Origin of the sequence: Streptomyces sp. NPDC053069, assembly GCF_044546895.1 — a bacterium.
Lineage (GTDB): Bacteria > Actinomycetota > Actinomycetes > Streptomycetales > Streptomycetaceae > Streptomyces.
The window spans coordinates 162,025-177,498 of the sequence record NZ_JBITZN010000002.1; the positions used below are offsets into that span (position 1 = coordinate 162,025).

The 15,474-nt window shown below is 71.3% G+C and carries 14 protein-coding genes; 7 read left to right on the top strand and 7 right to left on the bottom strand.

Going from position 1 to position 15,474, the window contains the following annotated elements:
* Positions 1–137 precede the first annotated feature (137 nt).
* A complete protein-coding gene (locus ACIGXP_RS04350; protein WP_399763865.1) occupies positions 138–1,034 on the bottom strand; it encodes a L,D-transpeptidase family protein in 897 nt (298 codons plus the stop codon).
* A gap of 78 nt (positions 1,035–1,112) precedes the next feature.
* Here ACIGXP_RS04350 and ACIGXP_RS04355 point away from each other — a divergent pair, with 78 nt between their 5' ends.
* A complete protein-coding gene (locus ACIGXP_RS04355; RefSeq protein ID WP_363216933.1) occupies positions 1,113–2,693 on the top strand; it encodes a methylmalonyl-CoA mutase family protein in 1,581 nt (526 codons plus the stop codon).
* Between the two features lie 33 nt (positions 2,694–2,726).
* Complete coding sequence (gene leuE / locus ACIGXP_RS04360; RefSeq protein WP_363216932.1) at positions 2,727–3,380, top strand: leucine efflux protein LeuE; 654 nt, start codon at positions 2,727–2,729, stop codon at positions 3,378–3,380.
* A gap of 24 nt (positions 3,381–3,404) precedes the next feature.
* On the opposite strand, the gene ACIGXP_RS04365 is transcribed toward leuE, so the two are convergent.
* Complete coding sequence (locus ACIGXP_RS04365) at positions 3,405–4,784, bottom strand: FAD-dependent monooxygenase (RefSeq protein ID WP_399763870.1); 1,380 nt, start codon at positions 4,782–4,784, stop codon at positions 3,405–3,407.
* 71 nt (positions 4,785–4,855) lie between these two features.
* Here ACIGXP_RS04365 and ACIGXP_RS04370 point away from each other — a divergent pair, with 71 nt between their 5' ends.
* Positions 4,856–5,506 (top strand): TetR/AcrR family transcriptional regulator C-terminal domain-containing protein, encoded by a 651-nt coding sequence (locus tag ACIGXP_RS04370; RefSeq protein WP_363216931.1) that lies wholly within the window; start codon positions 4,856–4,858, stop codon positions 5,504–5,506.
* Positions 5,507–5,519: 13 nt separating this feature from the next.
* Here the strand turns inward: ACIGXP_RS04370 and ACIGXP_RS04375 are convergent, their stop codons facing one another.
* The 3 genes from ACIGXP_RS04375 to ACIGXP_RS04385 all read right to left on the bottom strand — a co-directional run bounded on the left by ACIGXP_RS04375 (position 5,520) and on the right by ACIGXP_RS04385 (position 9,075).
* Positions 5,520–6,686, bottom strand: a complete 1,167-nt coding sequence (locus tag ACIGXP_RS04375; protein WP_399763874.1) for an acyltransferase family protein — start codon at positions 6,684–6,686, stop codon at positions 5,520–5,522.
* An 80-nt stretch (positions 6,687–6,766) separates the two neighbouring features.
* Complete coding sequence (locus tag ACIGXP_RS04380; RefSeq protein ID WP_399763878.1) at positions 6,767–8,101, bottom strand: polysialyltransferase family glycosyltransferase; 1,335 nt, start codon at positions 8,099–8,101, stop codon at positions 6,767–6,769.
* Positions 8,098–9,075, bottom strand: coding sequence for a glycosyltransferase family 2 protein (locus tag ACIGXP_RS04385; RefSeq protein ID WP_363216938.1), 978 nt, complete (start codon positions 9,073–9,075; stop codon positions 8,098–8,100). Before ACIGXP_RS04385 ends, ACIGXP_RS04380 begins: the two co-directional genes overlap by 4 nt.
* Before the next feature lie 198 nt (positions 9,076–9,273).
* Here ACIGXP_RS04385 and ACIGXP_RS04390 point away from each other — a divergent pair, with 198 nt between their 5' ends.
* The 4 genes from ACIGXP_RS04390 to ACIGXP_RS04405 are packed head-to-tail and all read left to right on the top strand — an operon-like array spanning position 9,274 to position 14,159.
* Positions 9,274–10,587 carry a DUF6716 putative glycosyltransferase gene (locus tag ACIGXP_RS04390; RefSeq protein WP_399763881.1) on the top strand — a complete coding sequence of 438 codons (1,314 nt, stop codon included), beginning with the start codon at positions 9,274–9,276 and terminating at the stop codon, positions 10,585–10,587.
* Between the two features lie 23 nt (positions 10,588–10,610).
* Positions 10,611–11,993 carry a cytidylyltransferase domain-containing protein gene (locus tag ACIGXP_RS04395; RefSeq protein ID WP_399763884.1) on the top strand — a complete coding sequence of 461 codons (1,383 nt, stop codon included), beginning with the start codon at positions 10,611–10,613 and terminating at the stop codon, positions 11,991–11,993.
* 13 nt (positions 11,994–12,006) lie between these two features.
* A complete protein-coding gene (locus ACIGXP_RS04400; protein ID WP_363216926.1) occupies positions 12,007–12,945 on the top strand; it encodes an N-acetylneuraminate synthase family protein in 939 nt (312 codons plus the stop codon).
* Positions 12,946–12,980: 35 nt separating this feature from the next.
* Positions 12,981–14,159: a hypothetical protein gene (locus ACIGXP_RS04405; RefSeq protein WP_363216925.1), complete on the top strand. Its 1,179-nt coding sequence runs from the start codon at positions 12,981–12,983 to the stop codon at positions 14,157–14,159.
* 18 nt (positions 14,160–14,177) lie between these two features.
* Here ACIGXP_RS04405 and infA read toward each other — a convergent pair whose 3' ends face one another.
* Together infA and ACIGXP_RS04415 are read right to left on the bottom strand one after the other, a co-directional pair.
* Positions 14,178–14,402 carry a translation initiation factor IF-1 gene (gene infA / locus ACIGXP_RS04410; RefSeq protein ID WP_363216924.1) on the bottom strand — a complete coding sequence of 75 codons (225 nt, stop codon included), beginning with the start codon at positions 14,400–14,402 and terminating at the stop codon, positions 14,178–14,180.
* A 45-nt stretch (positions 14,403–14,447) separates the two neighbouring features.
* Positions 14,448–15,245 (bottom strand): GNAT family N-acetyltransferase, encoded by a 798-nt coding sequence (locus ACIGXP_RS04415; RefSeq protein ID WP_399763889.1) that lies wholly within the window; start codon positions 15,243–15,245, stop codon positions 14,448–14,450.
* Positions 15,246–15,474: the final 229 nt, after the last annotated feature.

Consider the following 15,474-nt stretch of genomic DNA (forward strand, 5'->3'; position numbering starts at 1 on the left):
TCGTGTGGGCGCGCAGTGCACATCGGCGGGCCCCTTCGCGGGGGGTCCCCCCCGCCCCCCGGGGGGGCCCCCCGGGCGGGGGGGGCACCGTTCCCCCGGGCCCCCCCCCCGCCCCGCAACCCCCACCCCGCCGGTCGTCACCAGTGGATGACGACCTTGTCGCCCACCCGCACCTGCGCGAACAACTGGGCGATCGCCGCCTCGTCCCGGACGTTGACACACCCGTGCGAGCCGCCCGCGTACCCCCGCGCTGCGAAGTCGTACGAGTAATGCACGGCCTGGCCGCCGCTGAAGAACATCGCGTACGGCATCGGCGAGTGGTAGAGCGTGGACACCCAGTGCCGTGCCTTCCAGTAGACGTGGAAGACACCTTCGCGGGTCGGCGTGTACTGCGATCCGAACCGCACCGCCGTCGTCGACAGGGTCCGGCCGTCGACCATCCAGCGCAGCGTCCGCGTCGTCTTGTCGATGCACAGCACACGTCCGGTCATGCAGCGCGGGTCGGGCGCACCGGCGGGCTGGCCGCCCATCCGGTACAGCTCCCAAGTGCCGGGCGCATGGGTCATCCGCACCAGCCGCTCCCAGGTGACGGAGTCCACGCGCCCGGTCTGCGGCAGCCCGCGCTTGCCCTGGAAGCCCCTGACGGCCTGCTCGGTCAGAGCGCCGTACGTCCCCGTCGGCCCGTCGAACAGCCACTCCGCCTGGCGCAGCCGCGCCTGCAGCTCCCGCACGCCCGGCCCGCTGTCGCCACGCGACCACAGCACCCGGGGCGCGGGAGCGGGCGGTACGGCCGGTGACCGCTGGGCCGTCCGGGTGGGATTCGCCGGGAGGCTTGCCGGAGGCTGTCCGGGTACCTGTCCCGAGGTCTCTCCGGAGGTCTGCGCGGAGGTCTGCTCCGGGGGCTGGACGTGCACCGGTGCCCGGGGTTTGCCGTCGGTGTCCACGGGCTGCACGGTGCAGCCGCACAGGGCGGTGAGTGCGGTAAGGGCGGCGGCCGAGGTGACTACGGCGGCCGGTCGTCGCGAGATCCTCATGCCGGGGATGCTTCCCCGCGTGACCGCCGCCGAACGACGGGGCATGGTGAGGGTGACAGGACGTACTGCGGAGGATCCATGGCGCGTGAGTCGGAGTCGGGACTGCCGATCGAGCCGGTCTACGGGCCGGAGGCCCTCCAGGGCTGGGATCCGGCCGGGAAACTGGGCGAACCGGGCACGTACCCGTTCACCCGCGGGGTCTACCCGAGCATGTACACCGGCCGTCCCTGGACCATGCGCCAGTACGCCGGTTTCGGTACGGCCGCCGAGTCCAACGCCCGTTACCGGCAGCTGATCGCCCACGGCACCACCGGTCTCTCGGTCGCCTTCGACCTGCCCACCCAGATGGGCCACGACTCCGACGCGCCCCTCGCCCACGGTGAGGTCGGCAAGGTGGGCGTGGCCGTCGACTCGATCGAGGACATGCGGGTGCTGTTCGACGGCATCCCGCTCGGCCAGGTGTCGACGTCGATGACGATCAACGCGCCGGCGGCGCTGCTGCTCCTGCTGTACCAGCTGGTGGCGGAGGAGCAGGGAGTACGGGCGGACCAGCTGACGGGCACCATCCAGAACGACGTGCTGAAGGAGTACATCGCGCGCGGGACGTACATCTTCCCGCCGAAGCCCTCCCTGCGACTGACCGCGGACATCTTCAAGTACTGCACCGCCGAGATCCCGAAGTGGAACACGATCTCGATCTCCGGCTACCACATGGCCGAGGCGGGAGCGTCACCCGTCCAGGAGATCGCGTTCACTCTGGCGGACGGCATCGAGTACGTCCGCACGGCGGTGGCTGCGGGGATGTCCGTGGACGACTTCGCGCCCCGCCTGTCCTTCTTCTTCGTGGCCCGTACGACGCTGCTGGAGGAGGTCGCCAAGTTCCGTGCGGCGCGCAGGATCTGGGCGCGGGTGATGAAGGAGGAGTTCGGCGCGAGGAACCCCAAGTCGCTGATGCTGCGCTTCCACACCCAGACGGCCGGGGTCCAGCTGACGGCCCAGCAACCGGAGGTGAACCTCGTCCGGGTCGCCGTCCAGGCCCTGGCCGCGGTCCTCGGCGGCACGCAGTCCCTGCACACCAACTCCTTCGACGAGGCGATCGCGCTGCCGACGGATAAGAGCGCGCGGCTGGCGCTGCGGACGCAGCAGGTGCTGGCGCACGAGACGGACGTGACGGCGACGGTGGATCCCTTCGCGGGTTCGTACGCGGTCGAGCGGATGACGGACGAGGTCGAGGAGGCGGCCGTCGACCTGATGAGGAGGGTCGAGGACCTGGGCGGGGCGGTCGCGGCGATCGAGCGGGGCTTCCAGAAGGCCGAGATCGAGAAGAACGCCTACCGGATCGCGCAGGAGACGGACTCCGGGGAGCGGGTGGTCGTCGGCGTGAACCGCTTCCAGCTGGACCAGGAGGAGCCGTACGAGCCGCTGCGTGTCGACCCGGCCATCGAGGCCCGGCAGGCGGAACGCTTGGCGAAGCTGCGGGCCGAGCGGGACCAGGGGGCGGTGGACGCGGCACTGGACGCGCTGCGGAAGGCGGCGGAGGGAGAGGACAACGTGCTGTATCCGATGAGGGAGGCGTTGCGCGGGCGGGCGACGGTGGGGGAGGTGTGCAACGCCCTTCGGGGAGTTTGGGGGGCCTACGAGCCCTCGGAGGTGTTCTGAGCGGTGTCGTACCCCTGTGCGACACTCCCTTCCATGTTCGGTGTCATCGATCTCCCCACCTACCTCGCGGGACTGATCCTGATCGTCCTGCTGCCCGGCCCCAACTCCCTCTACGTCCTCTCCGTCGCCGCCCGCCGCGGAGTCCGGGCCGGATACACCGCCGCCGCCGGGGTCTGGTGCGGGGACACCGTGCTGATGACGCTGTCCGCCGCCGGTGTCGCGTCGCTGCTGAAGGCCAACGCCGTGCTGTTCGGGATCGTGAAGTACGCCGGTGCCGGGTATCTGACCTGGCTGGCGATCGGCATGCTGCGTGCCGCCTGGCAGATGTGGCGGACGCGGCAGGAGAAGGCCCCGGAGGACTCCGCCGCGGCCGCCGCGGTCACCGACGAGCGGCCCTTCCGGCGCGCTTTCGTCGTGAGCCTCTTCAACCCCAAGGCGATCCTGTTCTTCGTCGCCTTCTTCGTGCAGTTCGTCGACCCCCACTACGCCTACCCGGCCCTGTCCTTCGTCGTCCTCGGCGCCTTCGCCCAGCTGGCCAGCTTCCTCTATCTCAGCGCGCTGATAGTCAGCGGGACGCGGCTCGCCGCAGCGTTCCGGCGGCGCAAGAGGCTGTCGGCCACGGCCACTTCGGCAGCCGGAGCGTTGTTCCTGGGGTTTGCCGTGAAGCTGACGCTGGCCAGCGCCTGACGCTCCGCGGAAGGGTGCTCACACTCACGGCGCTTCGAAGACTCCCGCTCGTCGCGCGTACTCCGCCAGGCCCTCCGTGGTCTCTCCCGCCCAGCCCACATACCCGTCCGGGCGGACCAGGAAGACGCCCGGGCCGTAGGACTCCGGTGCCGCAGGCAGCGTCCGCACGCCGGCGTGTGAGGTCTCCGCGCCGAGCAGGGTCCAGTGCGGACCCCTGAACGCGTCGAACAGACGGACGCCGGACACCGTGCCGTCCGGGGCGCGGTCGCCCGCGCGGAGTCCGGCGGGGCCCACACGGGTCTCCACGCTCAGCGACGACTCCCGGTAGCCCAGTTCGAGCTGCAGCGTCGCCCTTCCGCGCCGGACTTCGCCGCGGTGCACGCTGGTCGACAGGTCCAGCATGGCCGCCGCGTTCGACCGGCGCTCCTCCTCGTAGGTGTCCAGGAGCGAGTCCGGTGCCCCACGCAGTACCGCGCCCAGCTTCCAGCCCAGGTTGTAGGCGTCCTGGACGCTGGTGTTCAGGCCCTGCCCGCCGGCCGGGGAGTGGATGTGCGCCGCGTCGCCCGCGAGGAAGACGCGGCCCGCCCGGAACCGGTCCGCGAGGCCGGTGCGCGGCCGGAAGTCCGAGGCCCAGCGCAGCTGGGTGACGTCCTCGGCGTCCAGGTGCGTGTACGCCGCCACCAGCTTGCGCACGCCGTCGAGGGACAGCTCGGGTTCCGTGCCCTGCGCGAGGCGCGCCTGCAACTGGAAGTCGTCCGTGCCGGCGAGCGGGCACAGGGCGACGCCGGTGCCGTCGGGGCCCGGGAAGGTGTGCCAGTGTTCGCGGTCCAGGCCCGTCAGCCGGATGTCCGCCACCAGGAACGGCGCGGGGTCGACCGGCTCGCCGGTCATGCCGACGCCCAGTGCGCGCCGGACGGCCGACCGGCCGCCGTCGGCCGCGACGACGTACCGGGCGCGGGCGGTCGTACCGTCGGCGAACCGCACGGTCACGCCGTCCGCGTCCTGCTCGACGCCGGTCACCTCGCGCCCGAAGGAGACCTCCCCGCCCAGCTCGGCCAGCCGGGTGTACAGCACCTCCTGGGTGCGCCACTGAGCGATCATGAGGGGGTCGGTGTGGGGCGTGCCCTCGTCCGGCTCGATCGCGTCGAACATCGGCTGTGCGCCGATCCGCTTTCCGTCCTTCCAGATCATCCGGGCCGGGTACGGGCCGCCCGCCGCCCGGATCGCCTCCAGCACGCCCAGGTCGTCGAAGACCTCCTGGGTGCGCGGCTGGAGTCCCTTGCCGCGCGAGCCGGGGAACAGGCTCTCGGCCCGCTCCACCACCAGCGCCTCCACCCCGCGCCGCGCGAGGTCGATGCCGAGGGTCAGACCCGTTGGGCCCGCGCCCACGATCAGGACATTCATCACTATTCTCCTTAACGCCGTTAAGTGCCGTCGTCCACGAGAGTGCCCTTAACGCTGTTAAGCTGTCAAGTGTGAGTCCCGAGAAACGCGCACCCCTGGATCGCCGACGCGTCGCCGACACCGCGCTGCGCCTGCTGAACGAGGTCGGCCTGGACGGCCTGACCCTGCGGGCCATCGCCAAGGAGCTGGACGTCAAGGCGCCCGCGCTGTACTGGCACTTCAAGGACAAACAGGCGCTGCTGGACGAGATGGCGACGGAGATGTACCGGCGGATGGTCGCCGGTACCGCGCTCGACCCCGCCGACACCTGGCAGGAGCGACTGCTGAAGGCGAACCGCGGACTGCGGGCCGCGCTGCTCGGCTACCGCGACGGGGCGAAGGTGTTCAGCGGCTCACGTTTCACGGGCACGGACCACGCCGCCGAACTGGAGGCGAACCTGCGCCTGCTGACGGACGCCGGCTTCACCCTCGTCCAGGCGGTCCACGCGGGCCGCACGGCGAACGCGTACACCATCGGCTTCGTCACCGAGGAGCAGGGCGTCAGGCCCCTCCCGGGCGAGCGCCGGGAGGGGTACGACGTCGAGGAACGCGCCCGGCGGATGGCCGAGTACCCGCTCGCCGCGGAAGTCGGACAGCTGCTCTTCGACGGCTACGACGAGCAGTTCGAGGAGGGGCTGGCACTGGTGATCGCGGGCATCGGGGCCCGGTACGGAATCAGCTGAGCGGACGGCCGGTTCACCATCCGGGACCGGGAGAACGGCCCTCCGGCCTGCGCCCCTTGAGCGCCCGCTTCAGCCGCGGCCCGAACGGCTTCTCCACGAACCGGTGGATCAGCCACGCCAGCAGCAGCATGCCCACGACGGTCACGATCAGCGTCGGCCACGCGGGCAGGCCGAGACTCCGGTGCAGCACCCGGATGACGAACCAGCCCAGGTGCTCATGGACCAGGTAGAACGGGTACGTCAACGCGCCGGCCGTCACCAGCCAGCGCCAGGAGGCCCACCGCGTCCAGCCCATCGCCACCGCGGCGACGGCCGCGAAGGCGACGGTGACGATCAGGACGACGACATGGGGGTCACGGTGGGGGTGCGGGCCCCACAGGCCGCGGGTGGCCTCGCTCTGGGCGAGCAGCCAGGACATCGCGACGATGCCCCACGCCAGCAGATCGCTGCCGAAGCGGTGGATCAGGTACAGCGCCAGTCCACCGATGAAGAAGGGGGCGTACTCGGGCATGACCACCTGGTTCAGCAGCACGTTGCCGGACGAGTGGCACAGGACGGCCGCCAGCGTCCAGACGCAGGCGAAGAGCACGACCCGGCGGTGGGTGACCCCGCGCAGGACGACGAGCAGGGCGAAGAGGGCGTAGAAGCGCACCTCGACCCAGAGCGTCCAGCACACCCCGAGGACGCGGGTCGCACCCATCGGCTGCTGCAGCATGGTGAGGTTGACGAGGAACTCGTCCAGCCGGACCGGGTGCACCACGACGGGCAGCGCGAGGGACGCGCCCGTGATCAGGACCAGTGCGACCCAGTACGCGGGATACAGACGCGCGACGCGGGAGCGGAAGAAGTCGCCGAGGGTGCGGCCCCAACTGCTCATGCAGATCACAAAGCCGCTGATCACGAAGAAGAACTGCACGCCGAAATTGCCGTAGACGGCCGCCCGGGACAGGGCCGGGAAGAGCTGGGCCGGGCTCCCGTGCCAGGACGCGGAGACCGGGCCGCCGCGACCGGTGTAGTGGTAGAGGCAGACCATCAGCGCGGCGACGAGCCGCAGACCGTCCAGGGCGAGCAGGCGGCCCCGGCCCCGGCCGGGGGCCGGCGGGACGGGGGCCGCCCGGGATATGACCCGGGATATCAGCGGACCGGGTTCGGCGGTGAGGCAGGGGCGTGAAGCAGCCATGTGTGGTGTTCCCTCCTGGTTCGGTCGCAAGGTCCAGCTGCCGATGGCTCCCCGGCCGCGCGCGGCCCCGCCCCCGCCGGTCAACCGCGCGCCGACCGGCGCAGGCTGCGCGCCTTGCGGGCCACCCGGCGGACCGTCGCGTTGCGCGGGATGAACGCCAGCTGGGCGGGCACCCCGCCGGGCAGGGCCAGCGAGGACAGGCGCCGGCGCTTGAAGTAGCGCAGGGTGTGCGGGTTCAGATGCCGTGCGAGCCAGGTCTCGGCCTCGGAACGCAGCCGCGGGTAGATCTTCGGCTGCATCGCGAAGCCCACCGCGCGGATCAGCGCGCCGAGCGCCTCGACGTCCATGCCCGTGCGCTGCTCGGTGACCGCGGCACGGTCGCCGAGGTCGGGCAGGAGCGCGTCCACGAGGGTGACCGGGACGCGGTTGCTGTTCTCGTACGGCGTCAGCCGCTCCAGCAGCACCTCGGTGCCGATCCGGGCGACCGGCAGGCCGTACAGCGCCTGGGCCGTGAGCAGGGCGGTGGAGAAGCAGCCGACGACCAGCGCGGGACGCATCCGCTGGTACAGCACCTCGGCGAGGACCGGCGTGTCGAGCACGGTCAGCTCGGCCTTCAGCTCCTGCGCCGCCTGCTCCAGCGAGCGGGTGAAGCGGGCCGGTGCGGACGGGTGCGGCTTGAACACCACCTGGGTGTGACCGAGCGCCACCGCGCCCTTCAGCATGCGGACATGCAGGTCCTCCTCCTGCTCGGCGGTGAGGATGTCCAGCGCCGACAGGTACTGGCCGAGCAGCAGCGCGGGCTCCTCGACCTCGGGCAACCCCTCTCCCGAGGGGGCGAGTCCGGCGAGCACCTTGGTGAAGGCGGCCGTCGGCACGATCTCGCCCGGCACGCCGAACTCCGTGAGCAGCAGCGGCTTCAGGCCCGGCACGAGATCCAGGTGCAGCACCCGGTCCACGCGGGTGCCGACCAGCGGGTCGATCTTGTTACGGGTGGGGCCGTAGCTCATCAGGCCGTCGGCGTACACCGTCACCGGGGCGCCGGTGAAGATCTGCGCGAGCGCCAGGGAGGGGTTGACCTGGATGGACTCGACCGCCAACGTCACGTCGTCGTCGCCCAGTCGCCACTCGTGGCGCAGGAACCTCTCCCACAGCGGCAGATCGTCCCCGCGGGGTGCCCAGCCGCCCGGGTGGAACGGGAAGAGGGTCTCGTTGTACGAGATCACGTCGTCGAAGCGGTCGCGCAGCTTCTCGAAGCCGGGTGCCTCGTTCAGCGCGGGCGTGGTCTCGGGCGTCGCCGCGTTGTTGCAGACCAGCAGGATCCGCCGGTCGGCCGGGCGGAAACAGCCCGAGTCCAGGGCGGCGGCGAGCGTGGCCGTGCCGTACAGCGTCGACGCCTGGAAGATCTGGGTGGTCACGCGGCGGCCCCCGCGGGGGCGGGACGGCGGCGCAGCCGGCGCAGCTTGGTGGCGCGCTGGAGATCCATGGAGTCCAGCGCCTCGTCCAGCACGTCCTGCGGCATGCGCCGCAGGGCGGCGGCACTCATGGATTTCAGTTTCTTCGCCACCGCGGGCTCGAACCTTTCGATGGATCCCAGATGATGGGAAATGATGGCGCAATAGGTGCGGACGGCCTTCGGGAGCAGCCGGCCGGCATCCCGGTCCTGCGCCGTTTCCGCGATGACCTGATCGAACGCGCGAATGAAATCGAGCTGCCGGACATCACCGATCTGCGTGAGCGAGGAGGCGACTCCGCGCCGGTAGAACACACCGAGCAGACTCACCGCGGCGAAGGATTCCGCCTCCCGGTGCAACTTCCAGATCCACGGCCGGTCCTCGGCCGTGCGCAGCCCGTCGGTGAAGTGCAGCACCCCCTTGTCCACGAGCCGCCGGTGGTAGAAACCGGCCCACGCGTACGCGTAGTCCACCGACGTCGACCGGTCGGCCGGCAGGATCGCCGCCCGCGGGTCCAGCACCACGTTCCGCCGGCCGACCGGCACCCGGAACACCTGGCGCGACCGCGCGGTGCACTGCACATGGTCGGTGCGGATGAAGTCGCAGCCCAACTCCTCCATGGCCGAAACCGCTTGCGCGAAGTAGCCCGGGGCGAGCCAGTCGTCCCCGTCCAGGAAGGTCAGATACGCGCCGCGCGCCCGGTCGATACCGGTGTTGCGAGCGGTCGCCAGCCCTCCGTTCCGTTCGTGCCGGACGTACACGGCCCCGGGCAGCTCGCGCTCCGCGCGCGCGAGAATCCCTGGTGTCTCGTCACGGGAACAGTCGTCGACGAGAATGAATTCGAAGTCCTCACGCGCGTTCGCCTTCAGGCTCCTGAGCGTGTCGGGTGCGTATTGCTGCACGTTGTAGAACGGCACGATGACGGAGAGCTTGACCACGTCAGGGACGTTAGGGCGAAGCCCGTCATTCGTCTTGACCGTCCGCTTGATGCTGGGTGAACGGCACGTGGCGAAGCTGTGAACCAGGCTTTTTCCGCGCGCCTTCGCGGCCCGATTCGCCATTCGGCGATGTGCTGTTAACCGTTTGTTGCATTCCGGTTGGGCGGAACCTCTCAATGGCTTCCTAGCGTCTTCGGCGTGCCAGCAAGTGCTAAGAAGTCCCTGCGGGTCGCGGTCCTCGCCGATTCCGACACCCGGTGGAAGTGGGGCGCGCTCACCGCGCAGCGCCTCGCCCCCGCCGATGCCGAGATCCGGCTCGACGGCTACCTCCTGCGGGGACGCGCCACCCCGACAGCCCGCCAGCTGAAGGAGGTCGGCGTCCGCGCGGACTCCCTCCGCGAGGTCACCGGCGTCGAGTTCCTGCGCACCATGGGCGACTCGTCGTACGACGTCCTCGTCCTGGCGCTGGTCGGCGGCGGCGTGCAGGCGATGCTGCACGGGCTGCGCGCCGCCTGGGCGGGTGCCGCCCGGCGTCCCGTCGTCGTCACCGGCTACGTCGGTGTCGTCTACGAGAAGCTCGCCGACGGGCTGCTGCTGCGGCACGGCGCGGACCTCGTCCTCGCCAACTCCCGCCATGACGCGGACCGGTTCCGGGCCGTGTACGAGGGTGTGGGCGCCGACGCCTCCTCGGTCACCGAGGTCGCGCTGCCCTTCCTCGGCGGTGCGCCGTACACCGGCGAACACGACCCGTACACCGTGGTGTTCGCCGCCCAGCCGTCCGTCCCGGACAGCCGCAAGGACCGTACGTACCTGCTGAACCGGCTCATCCGGCACGCCCGCAAGCACCCCGAGCGCGAAGTGCTGCTGAAGCTGCGCTCCAAGCCGGGCGAACACACCACCCACATCGAGGAACTGCCGTACCAGAAGCTGGTCCAGGGCACCGACCTGCCCGCCAACCTCCGCCTGGTGTACGGCCACATGGGCGAGGTACTGGACCGTACCGACCTCCTCGTCACCGTCAGCTCCACGGCCGCCCTGGAGTCTCTGCACCGCCGTATCCCCACGGTGATCCTGACCGACCTGGGCGTGCGCGAGGTGCTCGGCAACCACCACTTCACCGGCTCGGGCTGCCTGGCCTCCTGGGACCAGCTGGACGCCGGGCACCGGCCGGTGGCCGACGAGGAGTGGGTCGCCCGGCAGGGAGTTGCCGCCGACGGCACATACGGCACGGCCTTCGACACCGCACGCGCACGCATCGCCAAGCTGCTCGACCGCCCCGGCGGCCTGCCGCCCCTGACCCCCTACTACACCCCCGAGACCGCACCCGGCTATCTGCCCGGCATCCTCGCCCGGCACCACCTCGGTCCCGACGGCGTCCCGCTGCCCGGCGCGCCCGCCGCCGACAAGGAGCCCGGACCGGTCCGCCAGATCGTGCGCCGCGCCGCGCGTGGCGCCTACCGCCACGGCGTACAGCGGGTCGCCCCGGTGATCCGCCGGATGGGGGAGCTGTGACCTCGTCGCAAGGAGTAGATCCCATGTCCAACCCGGAAGCGGGCCGAGGCGCGACGGTGCGCCGGGTGCTCGCGGTGATCCCCGCGCGCGGCGGCTCCAAGGGCGTGCCCGCGAAGAACCTCGCGCCCGTCGGCGGCGTCCCGCTGGTGGCGCGCGCGGTGCGCGAGTGCCGGGCGGCCCGGCTGGTGACCGACGTCGTCGTCTCCACCGACGACCAGGCCATCGCTGCCGCCGCCCGGGAGGCCGGGGCCGAAGTCGTGCTGCGGCCGGCCGCCATCGCCGGGGACACGGCGACCTCCGAGGCCGCGGTCCTGCACGCCATGGACGCCCATGAGGCGCTGCACGGCGCGGCGGTCGACGTGGTCCTGCTCGTGCAGTGCACCAGCCCCTTCATCGTCCGCGAGGACATCGACGGTGTCGCGTCGGCGGTGATCGAAGACGGCGCGGACACCGCGCTGACGGTCGCGCCGTTCCATGGATTCGTCTGGCGCGAGGCGGCCGACGAACCCGCCGGGCACGGCGAGCCGCCGGTCACCGGCGCGGTGACCGGAAGCCGGGCGGCAGCGGAGGGACCCACGGGCACGGCAGGCCCGGCAGCCGGACCCGGCACGGCCCCGGTGGCCGCGGCGGCGGTCGGCAGCCACGCCGTTCCCGCGCCGACCGCCGGCGGCCACGGCGTCAACCACGACAAGTCCTACCGCCCGCGCCGCCAGGACCGCCCCCAGGACTTCCTGGAGACCGGCGCCGCCTACGCGATGGACGCGGCCGGCTTCCGCAAGCACCGGCACCGCTTCTTCGGCCGTACGGAACTCGTGCGCACCGACCCGGCCCGGGTCCTGGAGATCGACGACCCGCACGACCTGGCGCGCGCACGGGCCCTGGCACCACTGTTCGACGCGGACCGCCCGGGTGCGCTGCCCGCCTACGACGACATCGACGCCGTAGTCCTCGACTTCGACGGCACCCAGACCGACGACCGGGTGCTGATCGACTCCGAAGGACGGGAGTTCGTCTCCGTGCACCGCGGCGACGGACTGGGCATCGCGGCCCTGCGCCGCAGCGGCCTGAAGATGCTGATCCTGTCCACGGAACAGAACCCTGTGGTCGCCGCCCGCGCCCGGAAGCTGAAGCTCCCGGTGCTGCACGGCATCGACCGCAAGGACCTCGCGCTGAAGCAGTGGTGCGAGGAGCAGGGCATCGCGCCGGAGCGCGTGCTCTACGTCGGCAACGACGTCAACGACCTGCCGTGCTTCGCCCTCGTCGGCTGGCCCGTGGCGGTCGCGAACGCCCACGACGTCGTACGCGGCGCCGCACGCGCGGTCACCACCGTCCCCGGCGGTGACGGCGCGATCCGAGAGATCGCCAGCTGGATCCTCGGCCCCTCTCTCGATTCCCTCCCCAAGTAAGGACACTCCCCTGATGAGCACCAACTCCCGTCTGCGTACGTTCGGTTCCCGCGAGGTCGGCCCCGGCAAGCCCGTCTACATCTGCGGCGAGATCGGCATCAACCACAACGGTGAGCTGGAGAACGCCTTCAAGCTGATCGACGTGGCCGCCGAGGCCGGCTGCGACGCGGTCAAGTTCCAGAAGCGCACCCCGGAGATCTGCACCCCGCGCGACCAGTGGGACATCGAGCGCGACACCCCCTGGGGCCGGATGACCTACATCGACTACCGCCACCGCGTGGAGTTCGGTGAGGACGAGTACCGCCGGATCGACGAGTACTGCAAGGAGAAGGGGATCGACTGGTTCGCCTCCCCGTGGGACACCGAGGCCGTCGCCTTCCTGGAGAAGTTCGACGTGCCCGCCCACAAGGTGGCGAGCGCGTCCCTGACGGACGACGAGCTGCTCCGTGCCCTCCGCTCGACGGGCCGGCCCGTCATCCTCTCCACCGGCATGTCGACCCCGAAGCAGATCCGTCACGCGGTCGAGGTCCTCGGCTCGGACAACATCCTCATGTGCCACGCCACCTCGACCTACCCCGCGAAGGCCGATGAGCTGAACCTCCGCGTCATCAACACGCTGGAGAAGGAGTACCCGAACGTCCCGATCGGCTACTCCGGCCACGAGACCGGTCTGCAGACGACGCTGGCGGCGGTCGCGCTGGGTGCCGTGTTCGTCGAGCGCCACATCACCCTCGACCGCGCGATGTGGGGCTCCGACCAGGCCGCGTCGGTGGAACCGCAGGGCCTCACCCGCCTGGTGCGCGACATCCGCACCATCGAGGCGTCCCTCGGCGACGGCGTCAAGAAGGTCTACGACTCCGAGCTGGGCCCGATGAAGAAGCTGCGCCGCGTCGCCGGCGTCGTCGCCGAGGCGGAGATCGCCGCGGCGGCGGGCGAGCCGGTCTCGGTGTGAATCCAGGTCACTTACGACGGGACGGTCGTACGCCGATGAGCCCCCGCGCCGGTCACGCCGGCTCCCTTCCCCGCACGCTCGCCTTCGTGGAGAGCCCGGTCCAGCTGCTGAACGTGCTGGAGTGGGCGCATCTGCACGGCCTGCGCGGCGCGGAGCCGGACCCGCCGCCGGGCACGGACCCGCTGCCGTCCGTGCCCGCGCAGGTGAGGCGGACGGTGGCCGGTGACCCGCCACAGGCCGGTGCGGATCTCACGGTCGTCGTCCTGTCCCCGACCGACCCCATGACCCGGGGCCAGCTGCGCCGCATGGCGGACCTCGCCCGGGACGAGGGGTACCGGGTGCGCTGGGAGGAGGCGCGGGGCGGCCCGGCGGCCCCGTTCCAGACGATCGGCGGCCTCGCGGGGGCCCTGAGGCGGGCGGACCGCATCGTCATGGGCGACCCGTTCTCGCGGTATGTGCAGTTGCTGCTGACGATCACCCGGGCGAATGACCTCGTGGTGGTCGACGACGGCACGGCGACGATGGAGTTCGTCGCCCAGCTGGCCCGGGGCGAGCGGCTGGTCCGCTGGCACCGCAAGGGCGGCCGCCCCGGGGCGCGCGACCTGCTCTTCGCCCCGGTGTCCTCCTCGGCCCGCCGCCGTCTGAAGCCGAGCGCCCACCGCCGGGTCGAGGTCTTCTCCTCCATGCCGGTGACGGAGACACCGGAGGGAGTGCAGGTCACGGCCAATGACTTCGCGTGGACCCGCGCCCGCTTCGGGCCGCCGCGCATCACCAAGAGCGCGGACATGGTCGGCACATCCCTGGTGGAGACGGGGGTGGTGGACGGCGACCGCTACCTGGACGCCGTCCGTAACCTGGCCAAGGCCCACGGCGCGACCCGGTACTTCGCCCACCGCCGCGAGAGCGCGGACAAACTCCACCGCCTGGCCGTCGAGACGGGCCTGCAGATAGTCCGCCCGGACCTGCCCCTGGAGCTGATCGCCCGCCGGGGCCCGATCGGCCGTACGATCCTCAGCTTCCCGTCGACGGTCGTCCACACCCTGCCGCTGGCCCTGGCGGGCACGGGGGTGCGAGTGGCGGTGTGCGACATCGACCCGACCTGGCTCACGGAGAACGCGTCCCCGCGAGCACAGGGCTTCCTGTCCGGGGTGACGGGCACGGCCCGGGACGTGCACCGGCTGGCGGCGGTCACCAGCCCGGCCTGGGCCCACTGACCCGGCCGATCCCTTCCGCTACGACCGGTACCGGTAGCGGATCCGGCCGCGGGTGAGGTCGTACGGGCTGAGTTCCACGAGTACCCGGTCGTACGGCAGGATCTTGATGTAGTTCTTCCTTATCTTCCCGCTGATGTGGGCCAGCACCATGTGCCCGTTTTCGAGCTCCACCTTGAAGGTGGCGTTGCGGAGGCATTCGACGACGGTGCCTTCGACTTCCACGCCCCCTGCTGTTTTCGTCATGGTCTCTCACTTCTCTCTTTGTGCGACTGCGTATGTGACGGGGTGTCAGTGGCGGACGAGTTCCAGGGTGCCGGCGGTGCGCCGGGCACCGATGCTCTCGAACAGGGCGGTGGCCGCCGCGTTGGACTCGTCCACCTCGGCCCATGCCGCAGCGGTCCCGGAGCGGTGCAGCGAACCGAGCGTGTGCGCCAGCAGTGCCCGGGCGATGCCGCGGCGGTGCCTGTCGGCCCGGACAGCGATCAGCCCGATCCGTGGCTGCCGGGGCAGCGGTGCCACCCGGACCAGCCCCACGTACTGGTCCGCGTGCTGTGCCACCGCGTACTTCGACGGGTCGACCACGGTGGTCTCCGCCGGGCGGGGCAGCACCTCGGCCGGCATCGTCTGCCATCCGACGGCGGCCTCTACCTCGTCGCGGACGATGCGGTCCAGGGTGCGCAGCCGGCCCTCCTCCGCCGCACCGGCGGGCACGATCGTCACGCCTGACGGGGGCCGCACCGAGCCGAGTCCGGTGACCGCTGGGTCGGTGGGCACCAGATAGCCCCACTCGCGGCGTGCCGCGGTGAAACCGGCCCGCTCCCAGGCGGACGTCGAGTCCTGGTCGGCCTCGTCGACCACGGTGTACAGCGGTGTGGGCAGGTCCTCCAGCATCGTGTCGGCGATGCGGTCGAAGGTCGCGCCGTGCCATGCGTCGATGCTGATGAAGAGCCGTCCGTCGGGTCGCAGCGAAGCGTCGCCGCGGCCGACCGTACGGTCGTCCTCCACGGCGTGCCACAGCGTGTCCGACATGCGCGTGACCACGACCGCGTGGCTACTCGCGCCTGAAGTGAAGTGCACAGAGTTCATAGGTGTTGCCTCTCGGGGAGTGCCTTTGTTTGAGGCGCTCCCGGCGACACCTACGTCAACCGCCCACCGTGACCAACAGGGGGAGCACCCACACCGATACCGCCTTCATGGGTCTCACCTCCTCGCGTTCTCTCACGGCTGCCCAGACGGTATCAGCGGGGGTCGGCCGGCCCAACCCGTTTATCGGTCGCTGGGAGTAGGTCCCTCGCCCCATGCGCGCCGTCATCCC

Coding starts and splice junctions, on each gene's coding strand:
- ACIGXP_RS04405 (WP_363216925.1), top strand. CDS start 12,981: ATGAGCCCCCGCGCCGGTCACGCCGGCTCCCTTCCCCGCACGCTCGCC.
- ACIGXP_RS04355 (WP_363216933.1), top strand. CDS start 1,113: ATGGCGCGTGAGTCGGAGTCGGGACTGCCGATCGAGCCGGTCTACGGG.
- ACIGXP_RS04415 (WP_399763889.1), bottom strand. CDS start 15,245: ATGAACTCTGTGCACTTCACTTCAGGCGCGAGTAGCCACGCGGTCGTG.
- ACIGXP_RS04395 (WP_399763884.1), top strand. CDS start 10,611: ATGTCCAACCCGGAAGCGGGCCGAGGCGCGACGGTGCGCCGGGTGCTC.
- infA (WP_363216924.1), bottom strand. CDS start 14,402: ATGACGAAAACAGCAGGGGGCGTGGAAGTCGAAGGCACCGTCGTCGAA.
- ACIGXP_RS04350 (WP_399763865.1), bottom strand. CDS start 1,034: ATGAGGATCTCGCGACGACCGGCCGCCGTAGTCACCTCGGCCGCCGCC.
- ACIGXP_RS04400 (WP_363216926.1), top strand. CDS start 12,007: ATGAGCACCAACTCCCGTCTGCGTACGTTCGGTTCCCGCGAGGTCGGC.
- leuE (WP_363216932.1), top strand. CDS start 2,727: ATGTTCGGTGTCATCGATCTCCCCACCTACCTCGCGGGACTGATCCTG.
- ACIGXP_RS04365 (WP_399763870.1), bottom strand. CDS start 4,784: ATGAATGTCCTGATCGTGGGCGCGGGCCCAACGGGTCTGACCCTCGGC.
- ACIGXP_RS04375 (WP_399763874.1), bottom strand. CDS start 6,686: ATGGCTGCTTCACGCCCCTGCCTCACCGCCGAACCCGGTCCGCTGATA.